The sequence below is a fragment of the Photobacterium damselae genome (assembly GCF_003026815.1).
In the GTDB taxonomy this organism is placed as follows: domain Bacteria; phylum Pseudomonadota; class Gammaproteobacteria; order Enterobacterales; family Vibrionaceae; genus Photobacterium; species Photobacterium damselae.
In genome coordinates, this window is the sequence record NZ_PYOG01000001.1 from 547,810 (window position 1) to 567,302 (window position 19,493).

Genomic DNA, 19,493 nt, shown 5'->3' on the forward strand with positions numbered 1-19,493 from the left:
TCGATTGGGCTTTTATTTTTACTTATTACGATCTTTGATCATACTTGCAAGGCGCTTACGCTGACGTTGCTGAGAAATCGTTAATTTCTCTTTCTTAGTCTCAAATGGGTTTTCGCTATTCTGGAATTGAATACGAATTGGTGTACCCATCATCTCTAATGATTTACGGTAGTAGTTCATTAGATAGCGCTTGTAAGAGCCTGGTAGTTCATTAACCAAGTTACCGTGCACAACGATAATTGGTGGGTTGTAACCACCTGCGTGAGCGTATTTTAGCTTCACACGACGACCACGGATCATTGGTGGCTGGTGATCATCTTGTGCCATTTGCATAATACGCGTCAACATTGAAGTGCTGATACGTTTTGTTGCTGACTGATATGCTTCAACAACAGATTCATACAAGTGACCAACACCAGTACCGTGCAGTGCTGAGATAAAGTGGATACGCGCAAAATCAACAAAGCCTAAACGACGATCAAGCTCAGTTTTAACACGCTCTTTCACATCATTATCTAGACCGTCCCACTTGTTCACCGCAATAACCAGCGAACGACCCGCATTAAGAGCAAAGCCCAATAGGCTTAAATCTTGATCTGAAATGTTCTCACGCGCATCAATGATAAGAAGAACAACGTTCGCATCTTCAACTGCTTTTAGCGTCTGAATTACCGAAAACTTCTCAACCGCTTCGTGCATATTCTTACGACGACGGATACCAGCAGTATCGATCAATACATACTCTTGACCATCACGCTCCATTGGAATGTAAATAGAGTCACGAGTAGTACCTGGCATATCGTACACAACCACACGTTCTTCACCTAAGATACGGTTTGTTAGTGTTGATTTACCAACGTTTGGACGACCGATAATTGCCAGCTTGATAGGCTGCTCTTGTAGACGCTTATACGCAGCTTCTGCATCTTGCTCAGATAAATTCGCATTTTCGATCTCTGCAACAGAGTTAAGATCTTCAATACTGATTTCATCTGACTCAAGTTCTTCATCAGAACCAGAAATATTTTCAAAGAACGGCTCTAAAGCACGCTCCATTAGCGCTGTTACACCACGGTTTTGTGATGCTGCAATTTGGTGCATCTCATCAGCACCTAGCTTCCAGAAATCAGCACAAGCACTATCAGCATCGATACCATCAATTTTGTTTACAACCAAAAATGTTGGCTTATTACGACTGCGCAAGTGCTTTGCAATAGCTTCATCTGCTGCAGTTAGACCAGCACGACCATCAACTAAAAATAGCACCACATCAGCTTCTTCAATCGCCATAAGCGATTGTTCAGCCATTTTGGTTTCAACACCTTCTTCTGTACCGTCGATACCACCTGTATCGATAACGATAAATTCGTGTTCGTTAATTTCAGCTCGGCCGTACTTACGATCCCTTGTTAGGCCAGGAAAATCTGCAACCAGCGCATCCCTTGTACGGGTAAGACGGTTAAAAAGCGTCGATTTACCCACGTTAGGGCGCCCGACAAGGGCAACAACAGGAATCATAACTACCTCTTACTTTTCAGAGTTCTATACCAATTCTGTATATTGATAATAACAGTGGTATACCTTCAAATATCCCCTGCTATTTTTGTCTCTAGCAACACAATTTGATTGCTGTCAGCCGACAATAATATCAGGGGTGGATATAATAACAACGGCCCCAACCGTAATCACAGTTGGAGCCGATTAAACTTAGTCTTGCTGCATTATACCGTGTTATTGCGATATTTGCATTTTCTTGATTTTGCCATCACGAGTTGAAACGATAAAGGCATCATCATCAAGCGCAACAGGTGGAACTGACATACCGCCACCACCAATCGACTCTTGAGAAACAAAATCACCAGTCGATTGATCTAGCCAGTGTAGATAACCTTCAGCATCGCCAACAACCAAGTAACCATCAATTGCCGCTGGAGCAGTCAACTGACGGTATTCTAGATCTTTGTTCTGCCAAATTTCGGTACCACTGCGAGCATCAACAGCCACAATGTGATCTTTCTCAGTCACTAGGTATAGCGTATTTGCATCGACAATAAAGTTAGTTGCCGATGAATAATTACGTTTCCAAGCAATTTGGCCAGTGCGCAGTTCAATCGAAACAAGAGAACCATTGTAGCCAATAGCATAGAGACGATCGCCTGCAATAACTGGTGTCGCATCAACGTCAACTAGACGATCAATTTCAGTCGCGCCTTTTGGTGCCGCGATCGCTTGTTGCCATAACAATTGACCATTGTGCATCAGAGCGCCAGCTAAACGTCCGTTTGCTTGTCCCCAAAATACACCACCAGAAATCGCAACTGGAGAACTGTCACCACGTAGCGTTAAGGTTGGAACTTCACTGCTGATCTGCCATTTTGACTCACCCGTTGATACATCAAGCGCCTGTAAAAAACCATTGCTGGTATTTACAACAACGAGACCTTCATCAACTAAAGGCTTAGAAAGCACTTCGCCTTGAACCTTAGCACGCCAAATTTCATCACCGTTTTCAGCATTGATTGCAAGTACATCAGCATTTTCTGAACCGATATAGATCACACCACTGCTATAAACAATGCCACCAGATAGCTTAGCACTAGTATCGCCTTCGAAATCTTGCTTCCAAAGAACTTTACCGTTACTTGGGTCAAGTGCTTCAACCAATCCATCACGATCTGCAACAAAAATTTTGCCATCGCCAATCGCAGGCGTTAAACGAGAGAAATATCCTGCAACGCCATCGCCAACACTGTCAGACCATAGAGTTTCTGGAGTGAACGTATTTTTCACCACTGGCAACGGAGCCATATGGATAGAATCTTCTTCACTAGCACAGCCAGCTAACACGCCAATTGCCAATGCAACTGTTAATGCTCGCTTAAATACTTTCTGCATTATCCTTCGCCTTATTGAGCCAGATTATCAAGCTTGATCTGTAATACTGGAGAGTTGGCGCCTGCTTCTTGAGCTTCAATGTAAGCATCACGTGCCGCATCTGTATCACCTTTTTTCAGTAATACGTCACCACGTAGCTCATCTACTTTAGCCTTCCAACTTGCCATTTTAACAGTCTTAAGCTCAGCTAATGCTTCATCGTATTTATCTTGTTGCAAGTAAACACGCGCTAGACGAGTCTTAGCCAAAGGCAAAATTGCTTGATCTGTAGAATTCGCGGCAACCCATTTTAGTTGCTCTGCTGCACCATTAAGATCTTTTGCTTCAATTTGTGCTTTTGCTAATTGTAGCGCTGCTAGCACTGAGTAATGGCTATCTTTATGCGCTTGAATAAAAGCTTGAGTATCTGCAATTGCATCACTCTTGCCACTTTCAAGCATAGCCATTACTTGGGTGTATGAATTAGAAGCTTGTTCTTTACCAGCTTGGACTTCTCCCTGGTAATAACGCCAGCCCCAAAGACCACCTAAGCCAATAACAGCACCGATAACGACGGCTTTGCCATTGTCTGTCCACCACGATTTTATCGCTTCAACCTGTTGTTCTTCTGTGGCGTAGTCGTTCACTTCCTGTCCTCTCTTAAATCAATTCTGCGAGCTTCGCTGCTACGTCATCCTGGTTCATGGTGATCTGCTCACCACCACGTAGATCTTTTACTACTACTGTATTCTCAGCAATTTCGTTTTCGCCAAGAACCAGAGCAACAACTGCACCTACGTTATCTGCACGTTTAAATTGCTTCTTAAAGTTACCACCACCAAAGTGTGTCATAACGCGAAGATCTGGGATCTGTGAACGTAAAACTTCAGCAAGCTTCATGCCAGCTGCAAGGGTACCTTCACCCGCAGTTACCATATAAACATCAACAGAACGACGTACTTCTGTTTGTTCTAAGGTTTCCATCAACAGAACTAGACGCTCTAGACCCATTGCGAAACCCACAGCAGGAGTCACTTTGCCACCTAACTGCTCCACAAGACCATCGTAGCGACCACCGCCACATACAGTACCTTGTGCACCTAGGCTATCAGTAACCCATTCAAAAACTGTACGGTTATAATAATCTAAACCACGTACAAGACGTTCATTTACTTGATATTTGATGCCAGCAGCGTCTAATAGTTCACATAATCCAGCAAAATGCTCACGAGAATCTTGGTCTAAATACTCAGAAAGCTTAGGTGCATCACCTAGAATATTTTGGATTTCTGGATTCTTGGTATCCAATACGCGTAATGGGTTAGTGTACATGCGACGTTTAGCATCTTCATCCAACACTTCCATATGCTGCTCAAGGAACGCAATTAACGCAGTGCGGTACTCGGCACGAGCTTCTAAAGAACCAATTGAGTTTAGCTCTAAAGTAACGTGCTCATGAATACCTAACTCACGCCATAGACGAGCTGTCATCATGATAAGTTCAGCATCAATATCTGGACCATTTAGACCAAATACTTCAACACCAAACTGATGGAATTGACGGTAACGACCTTTTTGTGGACGCTCATGACGGAACATTGGACCAATGTACCATAGACGTTGTTCTTGGTTGTACAGTAAGCCGTTTTGAATACCAGAACGGACACAACCCGCAGTACCTTCTGGACGCAGTGTTAGGCTATCGCCATTGCGGTCTTCAAAAGTGTACATTTCTTTTTCAACAACATCAGTCACTTCACCAATAGCGCGTTTAAACAAATGCGTTGATTCAACGATAGGCATACGTACTTCATTGTAGCCGTATGAGCTGATCACTTGTTTAACCGTGCCTTCTACTTTTTGCCAAAGAGGAGACTGTGTTGGAAGGCAATCGTTCATGCCTCGAATTGCTTGGATTTGTTTCGCCACTTTAATTCTCGTTAACCGATGGGAAATGGGATCGAATATATAACGTCTAAAGAAAATAGTGAATCGTGTCCGAAACTAATCGAACACGATTAACGCTTATTTTTCTAATTCTTTTACATCAATGCGATTATTCATATCAAGCATTGACGCTTTTGCTCGGATCTTAGCTTCTAGCTGATCGATAATATTATCGTTATCAAAACGTTCTTTCTGACGAATACCGTCTTCATAGAACGCACTCTTACGATTACCACCAGCAACACCAAGATGAGATGCTTCAGCTTCGCCTGGACCGTTAACCACACAACCGATGATAGAGACATCCATTGGTGTGATTAAGTCTTCTAAACGCTGCTCTAACTGATTCACTGTACCAATAACATCAAACTCTTGGCGTGAACACGTTGGACAAGCGATAAAGTTGATACCACGAGAGCGAATACGCAGAGATTTAAGAATATCAAAACCAACTTTGATCTCTTCAACCGGATCTGCGGCAAGAGAAATACGCAGGGTATCGCCAATACCTTCTGATAACAGCATGCCCAAGCCTACAGCCGATTTAACCGAACCTGCACGAGCACCACCTGCTTCTGTGATACCTAAATGCAAAGGTTGTTTGATCTGTTGTGCTAGCTTACGGTATGAATCAACCGCTAAGAAGACATCAGAGGCCTTAACGCTCACTTTGAATTGATCAAAGTTTAAACGGTCAAGAATATCCACATGACGCATTGCTGATTCTACTAGTGCATCTGGTGTTGGTTCACGGTATTTCTCTTGAATGTCTTTTTCTAAAGAACCACCGTTAACACCGATACGAATCGGAATATTATAATCTCGCGCACAATCAACTACCGCACGAATACGATCTTCACGACCAATATTACCAGGGTTAATTCGCAGACAGTCAACACCGTATTCAGCCACTTTCAGTGCAATACGATAGTCAAAATGAATATCAGCAACCAAAGGTACATTCACCTGTTGCTTAATCAATTTGAAAGCTTCTGCAGCATCCATAGTAGGTACAGAAACACGAACAATGTCAGCACCGACACGCTCAAGAGCTTTAATTTGAGCCACTGTCGCTTCAACGTCGGTGGTACGAGTGTTAGTCATCGACTGTACGGCAATCGGAGCGCCATCACCGATTGGTACATTACCAACATAAATACGGGAAGACTGGCGACGTTTAATTGGAGATTCGTTATGCATTGCTCTTACTCTATTACTGCGGCAGCTTAAATCGGGCTACGCGGCCCGCTGGGTATTTTGATAAATCAACTGGTTGACCTTGGTAATTCATTTTCACAACACCAGGAGCTCCCAGTACAATCTTAAATGGCGCTTTCCCATCAAGATCTAGTTTATCACCCGCTTTTTTAATTCCGGTTTCAAGACGCTTACCATTAGCATCTTTGATATCAATCCAACAATCGCCTGAGAAGGTCAATTGAAGATCTGGCACAACAGCAACGGTCTCTTCTGCCGCTGGTGTTTGAACATCAACAGGTTTCGCCTCTGTTGCAGAAGTATCTGCTTGATTAGCTATGCTTTGATTGCTTGTAGCAGGCTCTGATGACGCAGCGGTTTCAGATGCGGCAGATGTATTGGATTGGGATGAAGTATTAGCAGATTCAGGCTGTGCAACAGCGGCTGAAGATGGTGAGGTATCAGCTTTAGTAACCGTTGCCGCTCCGTTTTCTTCTAATGTTGACACATAATTGCTGTCTTTCTCATTAGCAGGAGCGCTAACTTCTGCTTTAACGGTCGATTCTTTATGGGTAGATGGTTGAACCTGCAAGCTCTGCCACCACCACACAGCAGTAAGTCCTAAAAAGACGGCAGCTAAGATCCAAGTTAAGCCCATAATACGACTATCATGAGCTTCACGTTTTGTACGGCGGGAGAAACTTTGCATTTCTTGCTCTTGCGGCTGAGCATGACCATATTGATCAAGCAGCGCTAAGATACTTTTCTCATCAACGCCAACATATTTGGCATAAGAGCGCACATAACCACGGGTAAACGTTGCTAACTGCGCTTGCTCAAAACGGTTGTCTTCAATGTCGTTGATAACAGAAAGACGTAGACGCAAACGGTTGGCAATATCCTTTTGTGAATAACCAAGTTGTTCACGCGCAGCACGTAACATCTCGCCCGGAGTCTGAGCTATTTCAGCTTGTCGTTCTTCGTTCTGTTCTCTATTCATTGGCTAGATAATTCTGATATTGCTGAGAATCAGGGAATTCTTTTTTCAATAAACCTGCATATTTAGCAACTTGCGTTGTCTTTCCAGCTTTTCTTTCTAGCTGAATCAATAACCACAGGCTATCTGGCTGATACCCATATCTCTTATTAAACTTAAATAGCTGAACGCGAGCATCAGACAGATGATGAGCATCTATATCAAGCTGCGCCAGCTGCAACATCGACTTCGGACGATTTGGATCGTGTGTTAATGATTTTTCAAAGAAGAAACGAGCTTGCTTTAAGTCCCCTTTCTTGACACTACACAATCCTGCGTTTTCGTAACTGGCCGAAGTCAGATAATAATACGGTTGCTTAATGGCTTGTTCAAAAGCGTTTATCGCTTCATCGTAACGAGCTTCACTACACAAGAATACACCATAGTTATTTAAAACATCGCCATTTTTTGGAGAATCTTGTAAAGCTTTTTTGTACATGGCCTCGGCTTTAGCATTTTCATCAACTTTTTGATAGTAAAACGCCATCGCATTTTGGGCTCGATAATATTTTGGAGCATACTTCAAAGCTAAGTCTAAATTTTCTTTAGCCCGTTGCCATTGACCCGCTTGTAAATACCCTAAGCCTAAGGTAATACGAGCTTCTGCAGCCTCGGTGCTATTGAACTCTTGTGTCGTGCCACCGTTTTCATTAACCGTGACACAACCCATTAATAAACCACATAGCAATGGGTACATAGTCCATCGTACCATAAGATGCTCCGCTCCTTCGTCCTTGTTTCGCAGTTAAATGATAGATCCCTGATTTAGATAGCTTTAACCGGGATTTGTTCACCTTGCTGTTTTGCTTGAGTTCGTTTCGTGCGGTCAATCACATCGCCAACAAGCTGACCACATGCAGCATCAATATCATCACCGCGTGTTTTACGAACAGTAACCGTAATATCGTATTCCATCAATGTTTTCATGAAACGGTCAATACGAGAATTACTTGGTTTATTGTAAGGTGAACCTGGATATGGATTGAATGGGATCAGGTTAATTTTCGCTGGAGTGTCTTTAAGCACTTTCGCAAGCTGACGCGCATGTTCCATATCATCGTTAATATGGTCTAACAATACATATTCTACTGTCACTCGACCACGGTTAGCGTTAGTTGAATTTACATAACGGCGAACTGCGTCTAAAAATTCTTCAATATTCCAACGATTATTGATTGGCATGATCTGAGAACGTAGCTCATCAGTTGGCGCGTGCAGAGAAATCGCCAATGCAACATCAATATTACCGATCATCTGCTCAAGACCTGATACCACACCAGAAGTTGATACGGTTACACGACGTTTAGACAGACCAAAACCCAAATCATCTAACATAATCTCAAGAGCGGGTAGTAAGTTCTTCATGTTAAGAAGAGGCTCACCCATACCCATCATTACCACGTTAGTAATAGGACGACGGCCTGTTTCTTTTTGAACACCAATCTCTTTAGCTGCACGCCATACCTGACCAATAATTTCAGATACACAAAGATTTCGGTTAAAGCCCTGTTGAGCGGTTGAACAGAATTTACATTCTAGAGCACAACCTACTTGTGATGAGACACATAATGTTGCACGGTCATCATCTGGGATATAAACCGTTTCAACATCTTGATCGCCTACACGCATCGCCCATTTAATGGTGCCATCTTTTGAATACTGAGCCGCAGATACGGTAGGAGCTTTGATTTCCGCAATCACTTTTAGCTTTTCACGAAGCTTCTTGTTGATATTGGTCATCTGATCAAAGTCATCACAGCCGAAATGATAGATCCACTTCATGATCTGATCGGCTCGAAATGCTTTTTCCTCTAATTCCTCAGCAAAGAATTTGCGCATCCCTTTGCGATCAAAATCCAGTAGATTCACTTTAACAGCTGTCATTAGTTAATGCCTCTTGAAATACATGACGAAATCTGTGCCTTAGGCATAAGCGTATGCGGTTTCACAAAAAATACTTATGCGACAGGACCTTTGATACCAATCAATCATTGAGATTGGCTATATGCAAAAACCATCGTTATGGTAAGTTTGGTTTAAGGCGCGAAATTGTACAGGCTTTGGCAGGCAGTTTCCACTTGTTATGCCCTAGCCTCCTGGGGATAAAGGAGTTGAAGAGAAAATATGAAAAGATTTGGCTGGATAAAATAGAAAAAACGGAAATGAGCCTCACTTCCGTTTTAATGTATTAAATTGCCTAATATAAACCACTGTTATTAATAGGGTTATTTGTTAACTCTGTGATTTACTGTTATATATCAGAACATTAACGAGAAAGGATCTCGTCGTCAGCAAAGAAGTAAGCAATTTCACGAGCTGCTGATTCTGGGCTATCGGCACCATGAACTGAGTTATGACGTAAGCTTAAAGCAAAATCGGCACGAAGGGTGCCACAAGCAGCCTCTTCTGGATTGGTTTTACCCATAAGCTCGCGGTAACGTACCACCGCATTTTCACCTTCTAGTACTTGCACCATTACAGGACCAGAAGTCATATAAGCCACTAATTCATCAAAAAATGGCTTACCTTCGTGCTCAGCATAAAAGCCTTGTGCTTGCTCTGATGTCATATGGATCATTTTAGCTGCAACAATTTTAAAGCCTGCATTTTCCATACGATGATAAATCGCACCAATTAGATTACGCTTTACTGCATCTGGCTTAACGATTGAAAATGTTCTTTCTATAGTCATTATTATTCTTCCTTTTGTCGTAAGTACTCTATTTCCCCAAATAAGAAGTGGCAGACACTCTCCCACTTCTTTCAAACGATTTTCTTAACATCGGCAACTACTTAAAATAGTAGTGCAGCAATGTTTGCAACACCAAGTCCAGTTGCTCCCGCTCCCCAACGAGCATCACTTCCTTCTTTAAAGGCTGCCGACAAATCGAAGTGAATCCAACGACTCTGATCGGTATCCACAAAGCGAGAGAGGAATGCCGCTGCATTGGATGCTCCTCCCATACCACCGCCCGGTTGTGCTCGGCTGTTAGCAGTATCGGCATAATCGGATGGGCAGTGATTCTGATGCCAAGGCTCTAAAGGAAGGGGCCACGCAGGCTCATTCACTAACTCTGATAAACCTTGAGCATGTAACAATAAAGATTTATCTAAACTGAAAATGGCGTTGTAATCTTCGCCCAGAGCCATTACCGCAGCCCCGGTTAATGTCGCAGCATCAATAATCAGTGGCGCTTGGGTTTTACTAGCAGCAATAAGACCATCAGCCAGAACCAAGCGACCTTCAGCGTCTGTATTAACAACTTCAACACTCACACCATTTTTATAGTGCAGCACATCACCAAGCTTATAGGCATTGCCCGCAACAAGGTTTTCGGCACAACATAAGATCAGTTGAACACGTTGACGCAGCCCTTGCTCAATGGCATAGCCTAAAGCCGCAGCAACCGTTGCCGCTCCACCCATATCACTTTTCATTGCCAACATACCAACGCTGGACTTTAAGCTGTAACCGCCAGAGTCAAACGTAATACCCTTACCCACTAAACAAGCAGAAACAGGCGCATTGTCATCACCCGTTGGGTTATAGTCGATGGTTAACATTACAGGAGGTCTTTGGCTGGCTCGACCTACGCTATGAATGCCAACCCAACCTTGGTTCAGTAGTTCATCACCAACAATCTTCTGACTCGATATTTTATCGCCAGCAATCCCCGTTAAAAATTGCGTGACCTCATCGGCTAATTGCTCTGGGTACATTTCATCAGGTGTTGCATTGACAACTTTTCGCAACCAATCTGCGCAGTGTCGACGAGCATTAAGCAACTCTAGTTCATCTTCATCAATGCTTGCCCATTGCAAAATACCTGATGCCTTTGGTGAGGTATAACCACAGTAAAAGGCCCATTGGCGCTCGTAACTCCAATTATCGCCTTCTAGTTGAATATTCTGTACACCTTGGGATTGCAATCGTCGTGCCGCCTGTTGAATTCGGCGTAAAGGATAATCTCCCGCATAATGGATAGTTGCAGCATCAGACTGGTAACTGATTAATGCATTCTCACCCCAAAGCTCGGCAGAAGCTTCAGCACATAACAACACTTTTAACATGGTTTTTGTTCCAAATAAAAACGCCTCAACTCAATGAGCTAAGGCGTTAAATCAATCATTATTCTTGCGTTAAAATATTAGCTAAAGTACGCACACCAACGCCTGTTGCTCCTGCGCCCCACATATCATTAGCACCTTTGCGGTAAGTGGCACTAGCATCAATATGCATCCAGCCTTGGTGATAATCTTCAACAAAGTAAGATAAAAATGCCGCAGCTGTACTTGCACCTGGCATAAAGTCACCCGATGAGATATTGGCTAGATCAGCAAAGTTAGATGGCAACATACCACGGTGGATTTCTGCAAGAGGTAGAGGCCACATACCTTCACCTTCGGCTTGTGCTGCTGATAATGCTTTTTGTGCCAGCGAATTATCGAAGGTCAGTAGCGAGTGGTAGTCATTACCTACGGCCATTTTTGCCGCTCCCGTTAAGGTCGCACAGTCGATGATCAATTCTGGATTTTGAGAGCTCGCGTAAATCAGACCATCGGCAAGAACCAAACGACCTTCTGCATCGGTATTTAAAATCTCAACTGTCTTACCATTTTTATAGGTGATCACATCGCCCAATTTTGCAGCACGACCTGAGATCATGTTTTCCGCGCAGCACAGTACCAATTTGATTCGTTTATTCAAACCACGAGCAATAGCCATTGCTAAGCCACCTGTTACCAGCGCAGCACCCCCCATATCCGCTTTCATTGCAGCCATGCCTGCTGATGGTTTAATGCTATAACCACCAGAATCAAATGTGATGCCTTTACCCACTAAACAAGCAAAAACAGGTGCATCAGGGTTTCCGGTTGGGTTGTAGTCTAGGCGTAACATCGCAGGACGGTGATCCGAACCACGACCAACGGTATAGGTACCATTCCAACCTTCATCGCGTAGATCGTTACCTTTAATAATCTTGTAGGTAACATGCTCAGGCGCTAACGATTTAATAAACTCAGCAGCGCGAGCAGTAAGTTGTGACGGACGAACCTCATCAGCAGGTTGATTGATGATCCCTCTAACCCAGTTAGTTGTCTGTAATCGTGCAGCCAGTTCTGTTTCTTCGGCTTCAGATAGCGTAGGCCATGTTGCTGTTTTAACGGTTTTTGAACTACGCTGACCCAGTAAAAATGCCCAAATACGCTCAAGTTCCCAGCCATCACCTGCCAGCTCAAGTTGCTTCATACCTTGGCTATCTAACTTACGTGCGGCACGCTGAATCGTGAGTAATGGATCGGAGCCCGTTAGATGAATAACAGCACCATTAGCATCAAAGCTCACTAAGGCATTGTTGCCCCACTTATCATCAGCAGGTTGTTGAGAGAGAAAAACAAGCATATTGGTAGACATGTACCACTCCTTGAGTAAAGACATCGTATGCACGAAAGAATACAAAATACAGATAGGTGCATAAACGTTCAGCAAAAGATAACATCACAAGACTGTTATCGTATTGTTTAATGTTATGGGGGTTTAACGGCAAAAATACAACAAAAAAAGCCTAAATAGAGGTGAAAAAAGAATAGTTTGAGGGGAAAGTCATCAGTTAATAGCAAGCATTATCCCAAAAGCGGCCACTCTATTGCACTTAATAAATGATGAGCTCACCCATAGAAGGCCAGCTCACCACAGAAAAATTAATCAGCTTCATCTATCCAGCACATTTGAACAGCTTCTAGTACTCTTTCGCTACAATGGCTAGGCTCATCTTCAAAGCCATCTAACTCCATAATCCACTCACGTAGTTGGGTAAATCGTACTGTCATTGGATCAACATCAGGATGTAAATCACATAGTTCAATAGCTAAATCACGCGAATCCGTCCACTTCAAGCTCATATCTTTTTCTCCTACTTAGATACAAAAAGACCGTCACAATGGACGGCCTCTTTTAGTTAGTGATTCTCTTTAGCAAGGTTCACTGTATAGCGTGGAATTTCTACCACCAAATCTTCATCAGCAACCAAAGCTTGGCAACCTAGACGAGATTCTGGCTCAAGACCCCATGCTTTATCTAACATGTCATCTTCTAGCTCGTCGCTCTCTTCTAAAGAGTCAAAACCTTCACGAATAATTACATGACAGGTTGTACACGCACACGACTTCTCACAAGCATGCTCAATTTCAATACCATTACGCAGTGCTACATCCAGTACCGATTCACCAGCTTTGGCTTCTAACACTGCACCTTCAGGACATAGATCTTCATTTGGCAGTACAACAATCTTAGGCATGCTTAAACCTCATCAATTGACTGGCCAGCAAGCGCACGGCGAATAGATTGATCCATACGTCGAGCAGCAAAGTCTTGGCTAGCTTTATCTGTTTTCTTAATACCGGCTTCAATTGCGCGGGCATCTTCACCCTGACGTAACTGAACCAATTCCATCATTACCGCTTCTAGGGCGTCACGCTCTTCTTTACTCAGTAACGTTTCACCATCAGCCGCTAGAGCAGCAATCAAACCTTCTAGCACGCGATCAGCTTCAACTCGTTGTTCAGCCAATGCACGAGCATCTTTGTCATCTTGTGCGTAAGTCATTGAGTCGCTGATCATGGTTGCGATCTCATCATCAGTTAGACCGTAAGATGGCTTAACCTGAATCGTAGACTGTACGCCGCTGCTTTTCTCCATTGCTGTTACAGACAACAGACCATCAGCATCGACTTGATAAGTAACTCGAATATGCGCCGCACCTGCTGCCATTGCAGGGATTCCACGTAGCGTAAAGCGAGCAAGAGAACGACAATCAGATACCATTTCACGCTCACCTTGTACTACGTGAACGGACATCGCGGTTTGACCATCTTTAAACGTCGTAAATTCTTGCGCGCGAGCAACAGGGATTGTGGTATTACGCGGAATGATTTTCTCAACCAAGCCACCCATGGTTTCAATACCAAGAGAAAGCGGAATCACATCCAGTAATAGCATTTCAGAATCAGGCTTATTGCCCGCTAAAATATCAGCTTGGATCGCAGCACCTATGGCGACCACTTTATCAGGGTCAATCGAGGTTAGTGGCGTTTTACCAAAGTAGTCACCCACCATTTCGCGCACAATCGGTACACGAGTTGAACCGCCAACCATCACGGTTTCGAGCACATCTTCAGAGCTAATATCAGCATCTTTTAGTGCGCGACGGCAAGACATTAGCGTCTTCTTAACCAGCGGGCGAGCAAGCTCGTCAAATTGCTCACGAGTTAACTGACCTTGCCAACCTAAGAAAGTCACATCGGTTGAATCAGAATCAGTAAGCGCTTCTTTTGCCGCTTGGGAAATATCTTGTAGAGCGCGGCGCTCTGATGCAGTAAGAGCTTGCTCAATACCAGCTTGCGACAAAATCCACTCGGCAATCAGATGATCAAAGTCATCACCACCAAGCGCAGAATCACCGCCAGTTGCTAATACTTCAAACACACCTTTTGATAAACGCAAAATAGAAATATCAAAGGTACCACCGCCCAAATCGTAAACCGCGATAACCCCTTCTTGGCCTGAATCTAGACCATAAGCAATAGCTGCCGCTGTAGGTTCATTAAGCAGTCGTAATACATTAAGGTTTGCTAACTTAGCTGCGTCTTTGGTACCTGCTCGCTGAGCATCATCAAAATATGCCGGAACAGTAATCACCACACCTTCAAGATCGCCACCTAAAGTTTTGGTTGCACGATCAGCCAAGGATTTTAAAATTTCGGCAGAAACTTGGATTGGGTTGATTTTACCTACACATGTTTTCAGTAAAGGCAAACCATTTTCAGAGGCTTCAAACTCATAAGGAAGTTGAGGATAACGCTGCTCAATATCAGCAAGAGAGCGCCCCATCAGACGTTTTACTGAGACAATAGTATTCGTTGGATCTTGTTGGGCTATTGCACGAGCTTCATGGCCAACGAGAGTATCTTCTAAGCCAAAATGTACAACTGAAGGCAAAATAGTGCGGCCTTGCTCATCACTAAGCGCTTCTGGTACACCACTGCGAACAGCAGCAACAAGAGAGTTTGTGGTACCCAAATCAATACCCACCGCCAATTTATGTTGATGGGGTGCAGCACTTAAACCGGGTTCAGCAATCTGTAACAGTGCCATTATCATTCCTATAGGTTATATAGCCAATGACAATAACGCTCCGTATCTAGATCGCGATTGTCATTGGGTTATACCAAGTCTATCTCTCAATCATCAAACAATATCAGTAGACTTAGTATTATTTATACTTAGCGTTAACCAAATAGTTTATCTTCTAACTGCTCAACTTCATCACGAAGCTTAGCTATAAACTTCAATTTACGTACACAATCTGCCGCAAGTGGCCATTGTTCTTGATTTAACAGTTGCTCTAACTGTTGTAGATAAGATCGGTACATAGATGATACTTGCTGGTCAAAATCAGCAAGAGCAGATTCTGGTTCTTCTTGTTCAGCAATAGCTTCTAACGCTTCGCGAAGCTCCATTTGCTGCATCAAGAAGTCCATATCTTGTAGCGTTTTTTGTTCGCCACGAATGTCTTCATCACGTTCAGAAAGCATATATTCTGCACGAGAAATCGGATTTTTTAGCGTCTGGAAGGCATCATTAATTTGTGCTGCTTTCTGCATCGCCATCATACGATCGCGCTCAGAAGCCATAGCAAAATTATCAGGGTGGAAATGACGCTGTAATTCTCTAAATTGCGTTGATAACTCTTGGTTATCTAAAGCAAATAGGAAAGGAAGTCCAAATAGTTCGAAATGATTCATATCGCATCAGATATCTTTAAAAACTAAACCTGACAACCAAGATAGCAGTCAGGTTTAATTAAACTACATAGACGATTAGACGTTGAAGCTTTCACCACAACCACATTCGCTTGATACGTTCGGGTTGTTGAACTTAAAGCCTTCATTTAGCCCTTCTTTGGCAAAATCAAGCTCAGTGCCGTCAAGATAAAGCATGCTCTTAGCATCTACGATAATCTTCACGCCTTTCTCTTCAAACATCTCATCACCTTCTTCAAGTTCATCAACGAACTCAAGGACGTAAGCCATTCCCGAACATCCTGAAGTGCGCACGCCTAAACGAAGGCCAATGCCCTTGCCGCGATTTGCCAGGAATGTAGAAACGCGACTTGCTGCCGCTTCAGTGATAGTAATGGCCATACAACCCCTCTCAGGTATTAATCTTGTTCGTGTTTCTTCTTGTAGTCGCTGATTGCTGCTTTGATTGCATCTTCAGCTAGGATAGAACAGTGAACTTTCACTGGTGGTAATTCTAGCTCTTCTGCAATAGCTGCGTTTTTAATAGATGCTGCTTCGTCAAGCGTTTTACCTTTAACCCACTCAGTGATTAGAGAGCTTGATGCAATGGCAGAACCGCAACCATACGTTTTAAATTTTGCGTCTTCGATAATGCCGCCATCAGATACACGGATCTGAAGTTGCATTACGTCACCACATGCTGGAGCGCCAACCATGCCACTACCAACGTTCTTGTCGCCTTTATCAAATGAGCCCACGTTACGCGGATTCTCATAATGATCGATTACTTTTTCACTATATGCCATGATGAATTTCCTCGAAATATTTAATAACCGCTAAAGATTAGTGGTGAGCCCACTCAACTGTGTTTAGGTCGATACCTTCTTTAAACATATCCCATAGTGGAGACATGCTGCGAAGTTTCTCTACTGCACCTTTAATTTGTGCAGCGGCATAGTCTACTTCTTCTTCTGTTGTGAAGCGACCAAAAGAGAAACGAATTGAGCTATGTGCTAGCTCATCGTTCAAACCTAAAGCACGTAGTACATAAGATGGCTCAAGACTTGCTGATGTACATGCAGAACCTGAAGATACCGCAAGATCTTTTAGGGCCATCAGAAGCGATTCACCTTCAACATATGCAAAGCTAATGTTTAGGTTATTTGGTAGACGATGTTCTAAATCACCATTAATGGTCATTGCTTCAATATCGCCCAACGCTTCTAGGAAACGGTTACGTAGTGTTACTGCGTGTTGGTAATCTTGTTCCATCTGCTGCTTAGCAATATGAGCAGCTTCACCCATACCCACGATTTGGTGAGTTGGTAGAGTACCTGAACGGAAACCTCGCTCATGACCACCGCCGTGCATTTGTGCTTCTAGACGAATACGAGGCTTACGGCGAACATACAGCGCACCAATACCTTTAGGGCCATACATTTTATGTGCAGAAAGAGAGATAAGATCTACTTTGGTTTTCTGAACATCGATTGGTAACTTGCCCGCTGATTGTGCAGCATCTACGTGGAAAATGGTTTTATTTTCACGACACATTTCACCGATTGCATCAATATCTTGAATAACACCGATTTCATTGTTGACGTGCATAATAGAAACTAAAACTGTGTCTTCACGCATAGCATCACGAAGCTTAGCCATATCAATAAGACCATTAGCTTCTGGCGCAAGGTAAGTCACTTCATAACCTTCACGCTCTAGTTGACGACATGGGTCAAGAACCGCTTTGTGTTCTGTCTTACAAGTAATAACGTGCTTGCCTTTCTTATTATAGAAGTGAGCAGCACCTTTAATTGCAAGGTTGTCTGATTCAGTAGCACCAGATGTAAATACGATCTCACGAGGATCAGCGTTAAGAAGCTCGGCGATTTGCTCACGCGCATTATCTACCGCTTCTTCTGCCTGCCAACCATAACGGTGCGAACGTGACGCTGGGTTACCAAAAGTGCCGTCCATAGTCAGGCACTGCATCATTTTTTCTGCAACGCGAGGATCTACAGGGCAAGTAGCTGAATAATCAAAATAAATTGGCAGTTTCATCTTCTTCTCCGAAAACACGAACGTCTCGTCTCTAGGAGCGGACATCGACACCTATTGTTGTGGCGCTGTCGTGCGTTTTTTTATGTCCAAACGATGTTTTCTGGCCTAGAGCAATAAGCTCTTGATCTTGACGATCTGAAATGGCTTGCACATCATTGTCTTCCATCAACTCACCTAAGGTGATGTTGTTTAAAAAGCCGCTAATACGGGAACTGAGATCACGCCAAAGCGTATGAGTTAAGCAACGCGCTCCACCCTGACAGTCACCCTTTCCTTGACACTTAGTTGCGTCAACAGATTCATCAACAGCCGCGATAACCATGCCTACTGCGATCTTATTAGCGTCATCCCCTAAGCGATAACCGCCACCAGGACCACGAACACTTGCAACAAGACCGGCTTTACGTAAGCGAGAAAATAATTGTTCAAGGTAAGATAGTGAGATACCTTGGCGCTCAGAAATATCAGCTAAAGGTACCGGCCCATCTTGTGAATGTAACGCTACATCCAACATAGCCGTTACAGCATATCTTCCTTTAGAAGTCAGTCTCATAACACTACTACCCTTGTGTGAATATAAGGCGAGTGTCGCATGCCTGACTAAATCGGTCAAGTAAATAGTTGAGTAATTTAGTCAGACTTTTAACCATGAACAAAAAATGGTTATTTTTCACTCTTTGGCAGAGACTTTTCAACCGATGACAGCACACCACGTAGAATATTAAGCTCTTGTAATTCTGGTCGAGCACGCGTAAACAAACGACGTAATTTCGCCATCACCATTGCAGGTTGCTTAACATTTATAAACTGGGTCTTCACCAAAATCTTTTCAAGGTGTTGATAGAATAATTCCAGCTCTTTTGCGCGTGGGTACTCTTCTACCTTCGCATCGCCTTGATACTTAATCGCATCTAAATGTGCCATACGAATTTCATAACTGATGGTTTGTACCGCCATCGCTAGATTAAGCGAGCTATATTCTGGGTTGGCAGGAATATAAACATGACAGTGGCACTTCTGTAATTCATCATTAGTTAGGCCAGTACGCTCACGACCAAACAAGATTGCCACTGGATGAGATGCCGACTCATTAACGGTTTTGATCCCAGATTCCCGGGGATCCAATTGTGGCCATTCTAGTGTACGAGAACGGGCACTGGAGCCAATCACAAGACCACAATCACCAATTGTTTCATCGAGTGTCTTAACTATTGTTGCATTTTCTACGATATCTGATGCGCCAGCGGCTAAAGCCATCGCTTGTTCATCAATTTCACAAGCAGGATCAACCAAGACTAAATTGGTTAAGCCCATTACTTTCATAGCGCGAGCAGCAGAACCTATATTTCCTGAATGGGAGGTTCCGATCAGGACAATACGAATATTTTCTAACATGACGAAGCAATTTTCCGACTATTTTTCAAACCCGACAATTCTACCACAGCCTAAGCAAAAAAGGAGAAAACATATCTTTTATATGTCTAATAGTCACAACCTATTGATTGCTAGTTTATTTATCAAAATAGCAATATGAAATCATTCTCATTATCTTTTTCTACGGCTATTTTTTTAACAAGAT

The 19,493-nt window shown here is 43.2% G+C and carries 20 protein-coding genes; all 20 read right to left on the bottom strand.

All coding sequences use genetic code 11. From position 1 onward, the window contains the following. Positions 1–18: 18 nt before the first annotated feature. Positions 19–1,518: a ribosome biogenesis GTPase Der gene (der, locus tag CTN07_RS02535; protein ID WP_005300728.1), complete on the bottom strand. Its 1,500-nt coding sequence runs from the start codon at positions 1,516–1,518 to the stop codon at positions 19–21. A 213-nt stretch (positions 1,519–1,731) separates the two neighbouring features. Then, a complete protein-coding gene (gene bamB, locus CTN07_RS02540) occupies positions 1,732–2,895 on the bottom strand; it encodes an outer membrane protein assembly factor BamB (RefSeq protein WP_005300731.1) in 1,164 nt (387 codons plus the stop codon). Positions 2,896–2,906: 11 nt separating this feature from the next. Further along, entirely contained in the window at positions 2,907–3,521 is a 615-nt protein-coding gene (locus tag CTN07_RS02545; RefSeq protein WP_036764310.1) for a YfgM family protein, read from the bottom strand. A gap of 13 nt (positions 3,522–3,534) precedes the next feature. Then, positions 3,535–4,803: a histidine--tRNA ligase gene (hisS, locus tag CTN07_RS02550; protein ID WP_005300737.1), complete on the bottom strand. Its 1,269-nt coding sequence runs from the start codon at positions 4,801–4,803 to the stop codon at positions 3,535–3,537. 96 nt (positions 4,804–4,899) lie between these two features. After that, complete coding sequence (gene ispG, locus CTN07_RS02555; protein ID WP_005300739.1) at positions 4,900–6,021, bottom strand: flavodoxin-dependent (E)-4-hydroxy-3-methylbut-2-enyl-diphosphate synthase; 1,122 nt, start codon at positions 6,019–6,021, stop codon at positions 4,900–4,902. Positions 6,022–6,034: 13 nt separating this feature from the next. Continuing rightward, positions 6,035–7,018, bottom strand: a complete 984-nt coding sequence (gene rodZ, locus CTN07_RS02560) for a cytoskeleton protein RodZ (protein ID WP_005300742.1) — start codon at positions 7,016–7,018, stop codon at positions 6,035–6,037. Then, positions 7,011–7,766 carry a type IV pilus biogenesis/stability protein PilW gene (pilW, locus tag CTN07_RS02565; RefSeq protein ID WP_005300745.1) on the bottom strand — a complete coding sequence of 252 codons (756 nt, stop codon included), beginning with the start codon at positions 7,764–7,766 and terminating at the stop codon, positions 7,011–7,013. Before pilW ends, rodZ begins: the two co-directional genes overlap by 8 nt. A gap of 53 nt (positions 7,767–7,819) precedes the next feature. Beyond that, on the bottom strand, positions 7,820–8,938 hold the full coding sequence (gene rlmN, locus CTN07_RS02570; RefSeq protein WP_005300750.1) for a dual-specificity RNA methyltransferase RlmN: 1,119 nt from the start codon (positions 8,936–8,938) through the stop codon (positions 7,820–7,822). 382 nt (positions 8,939–9,320) lie between these two features. Next, positions 9,321–9,746, bottom strand: coding sequence for a nucleoside-diphosphate kinase (ndk, locus tag CTN07_RS02580; protein WP_036764314.1), 426 nt, complete (start codon positions 9,744–9,746; stop codon positions 9,321–9,323). Positions 9,747–9,847: 101 nt separating this feature from the next. Further along, positions 9,848–11,125, bottom strand: a complete 1,278-nt coding sequence (pepB, locus tag CTN07_RS02585; protein ID WP_005300756.1) for an aminopeptidase PepB — start codon at positions 11,123–11,125, stop codon at positions 9,848–9,850. A 58-nt stretch (positions 11,126–11,183) separates the two neighbouring features. Further along, positions 11,184–12,470, bottom strand: a complete 1,287-nt coding sequence (gene pepB / locus CTN07_RS02590) for an aminopeptidase PepB (RefSeq protein ID WP_005300759.1) — start codon at positions 12,468–12,470, stop codon at positions 11,184–11,186. A gap of 287 nt (positions 12,471–12,757) precedes the next feature. Then, positions 12,758–12,952, bottom strand: coding sequence for a Fe-S cluster assembly protein IscX (gene iscX, locus CTN07_RS02595; RefSeq protein ID WP_085999142.1), 195 nt, complete (start codon positions 12,950–12,952; stop codon positions 12,758–12,760). 62 nt (positions 12,953–13,014) lie between these two features. Further along, positions 13,015–13,353 carry an ISC system 2Fe-2S type ferredoxin gene (gene fdx, locus CTN07_RS02600; protein ID WP_005300762.1) on the bottom strand — a complete coding sequence of 113 codons (339 nt, stop codon included), beginning with the start codon at positions 13,351–13,353 and terminating at the stop codon, positions 13,015–13,017. 2 nt (positions 13,354–13,355) lie between these two features. Next, complete coding sequence (gene hscA, locus CTN07_RS02605) at positions 13,356–15,209, bottom strand: Fe-S protein assembly chaperone HscA (protein WP_036764318.1); 1,854 nt, start codon at positions 15,207–15,209, stop codon at positions 13,356–13,358. A gap of 134 nt (positions 15,210–15,343) precedes the next feature. Further along, positions 15,344–15,859: a co-chaperone HscB gene (gene hscB, locus CTN07_RS02610; RefSeq protein WP_036764319.1), complete on the bottom strand. Its 516-nt coding sequence runs from the start codon at positions 15,857–15,859 to the stop codon at positions 15,344–15,346. 75 nt (positions 15,860–15,934) lie between these two features. Continuing rightward, positions 15,935–16,258, bottom strand: a complete 324-nt coding sequence (gene iscA / locus CTN07_RS02615) for an iron-sulfur cluster assembly protein IscA (protein ID WP_036764320.1) — start codon at positions 16,256–16,258, stop codon at positions 15,935–15,937. Positions 16,259–16,275: 17 nt separating this feature from the next. Further along, positions 16,276–16,662, bottom strand: a complete 387-nt coding sequence (iscU, locus tag CTN07_RS02620; RefSeq protein WP_005300790.1) for a Fe-S cluster assembly scaffold IscU — start codon at positions 16,660–16,662, stop codon at positions 16,276–16,278. Between the two features lie 37 nt (positions 16,663–16,699). Further along, positions 16,700–17,914: an IscS subfamily cysteine desulfurase gene (locus CTN07_RS02625; RefSeq protein ID WP_005300792.1), complete on the bottom strand. Its 1,215-nt coding sequence runs from the start codon at positions 17,912–17,914 to the stop codon at positions 16,700–16,702. 31 nt (positions 17,915–17,945) lie between these two features. Continuing rightward, entirely contained in the window at positions 17,946–18,467 is a 522-nt protein-coding gene (gene iscR / locus CTN07_RS02630; RefSeq protein ID WP_005300793.1) for a Fe-S cluster assembly transcriptional regulator IscR, read from the bottom strand. 110 nt (positions 18,468–18,577) lie between these two features. Continuing rightward, on the bottom strand, positions 18,578–19,309 hold the full coding sequence (trmJ, locus tag CTN07_RS02635) for a tRNA (cytosine(32)/uridine(32)-2'-O)-methyltransferase TrmJ (RefSeq protein ID WP_005300796.1): 732 nt from the start codon (positions 19,307–19,309) through the stop codon (positions 18,578–18,580). Positions 19,310–19,493: the final 184 nt, after the last annotated feature.

Excerpts from the sequence above, each read along its gene's own strand:
- der (WP_005300728.1), bottom strand. The coding sequence starts at position 1,518 with ATGATTCCTGTTGTTGCCCTTGTCGGGCGCCCTAACGTGGGTAAATCG.
- bamB (WP_005300731.1), bottom strand. The coding sequence starts at position 2,895 with ATGCAGAAAGTATTTAAGCGAGCATTAACAGTTGCATTGGCAATTGGC.
- ispG (WP_005300739.1), bottom strand. The coding sequence starts at position 6,021 with ATGCATAACGAATCTCCAATTAAACGTCGCCAGTCTTCCCGTATTTAT.
- rodZ (WP_005300742.1), bottom strand. The coding sequence starts at position 7,018 with ATGAATAGAGAACAGAACGAAGAACGACAAGCTGAAATAGCTCAGACT.
- pilW (WP_005300745.1), bottom strand. The coding sequence starts at position 7,766 with ATGGTACGATGGACTATGTACCCATTGCTATGTGGTTTATTAATGGGT.
- rlmN (WP_005300750.1), bottom strand. The coding sequence starts at position 8,938 with ATGACAGCTGTTAAAGTGAATCTACTGGATTTTGATCGCAAAGGGATG.
- ndk (WP_036764314.1), bottom strand. The coding sequence starts at position 9,746 with ATGACTATAGAAAGAACATTTTCAATCGTTAAGCCAGATGCAGTAAAG.
- pepB (WP_005300756.1), bottom strand. The coding sequence starts at position 11,125 with ATGTTAAAAGTGTTGTTATGTGCTGAAGCTTCTGCCGAGCTTTGGGGT.
- pepB (WP_005300759.1), bottom strand. The coding sequence starts at position 12,470 with ATGTCTACCAATATGCTTGTTTTTCTCTCTCAACAACCTGCTGATGAT.
- fdx (WP_005300762.1), bottom strand. The coding sequence starts at position 13,353 with ATGCCTAAGATTGTTGTACTGCCAAATGAAGATCTATGTCCTGAAGGT.
- hscA (WP_036764318.1), bottom strand. The coding sequence starts at position 15,209 with ATGGCACTGTTACAGATTGCTGAACCCGGTTTAAGTGCTGCACCCCAT.
- hscB (WP_036764319.1), bottom strand. The coding sequence starts at position 15,859 with ATGAATCATTTCGAACTATTTGGACTTCCTTTCCTATTTGCTTTAGAT.
- iscA (WP_036764320.1), bottom strand. The coding sequence starts at position 16,258 with ATGGCCATTACTATCACTGAAGCGGCAGCAAGTCGCGTTTCTACATTC.
- iscU (WP_005300790.1), bottom strand. The coding sequence starts at position 16,662 with ATGGCATATAGTGAAAAAGTAATCGATCATTATGAGAATCCGCGTAAC.
- CTN07_RS02625 (WP_005300792.1), bottom strand. The coding sequence starts at position 17,914 with ATGAAACTGCCAATTTATTTTGATTATTCAGCTACTTGCCCTGTAGAT.
- iscR (WP_005300793.1), bottom strand. The coding sequence starts at position 18,467 with ATGAGACTGACTTCTAAAGGAAGATATGCTGTAACGGCTATGTTGGAT.
- trmJ (WP_005300796.1), bottom strand. The coding sequence starts at position 19,309 with ATGTTAGAAAATATTCGTATTGTCCTGATCGGAACCTCCCATTCAGGA.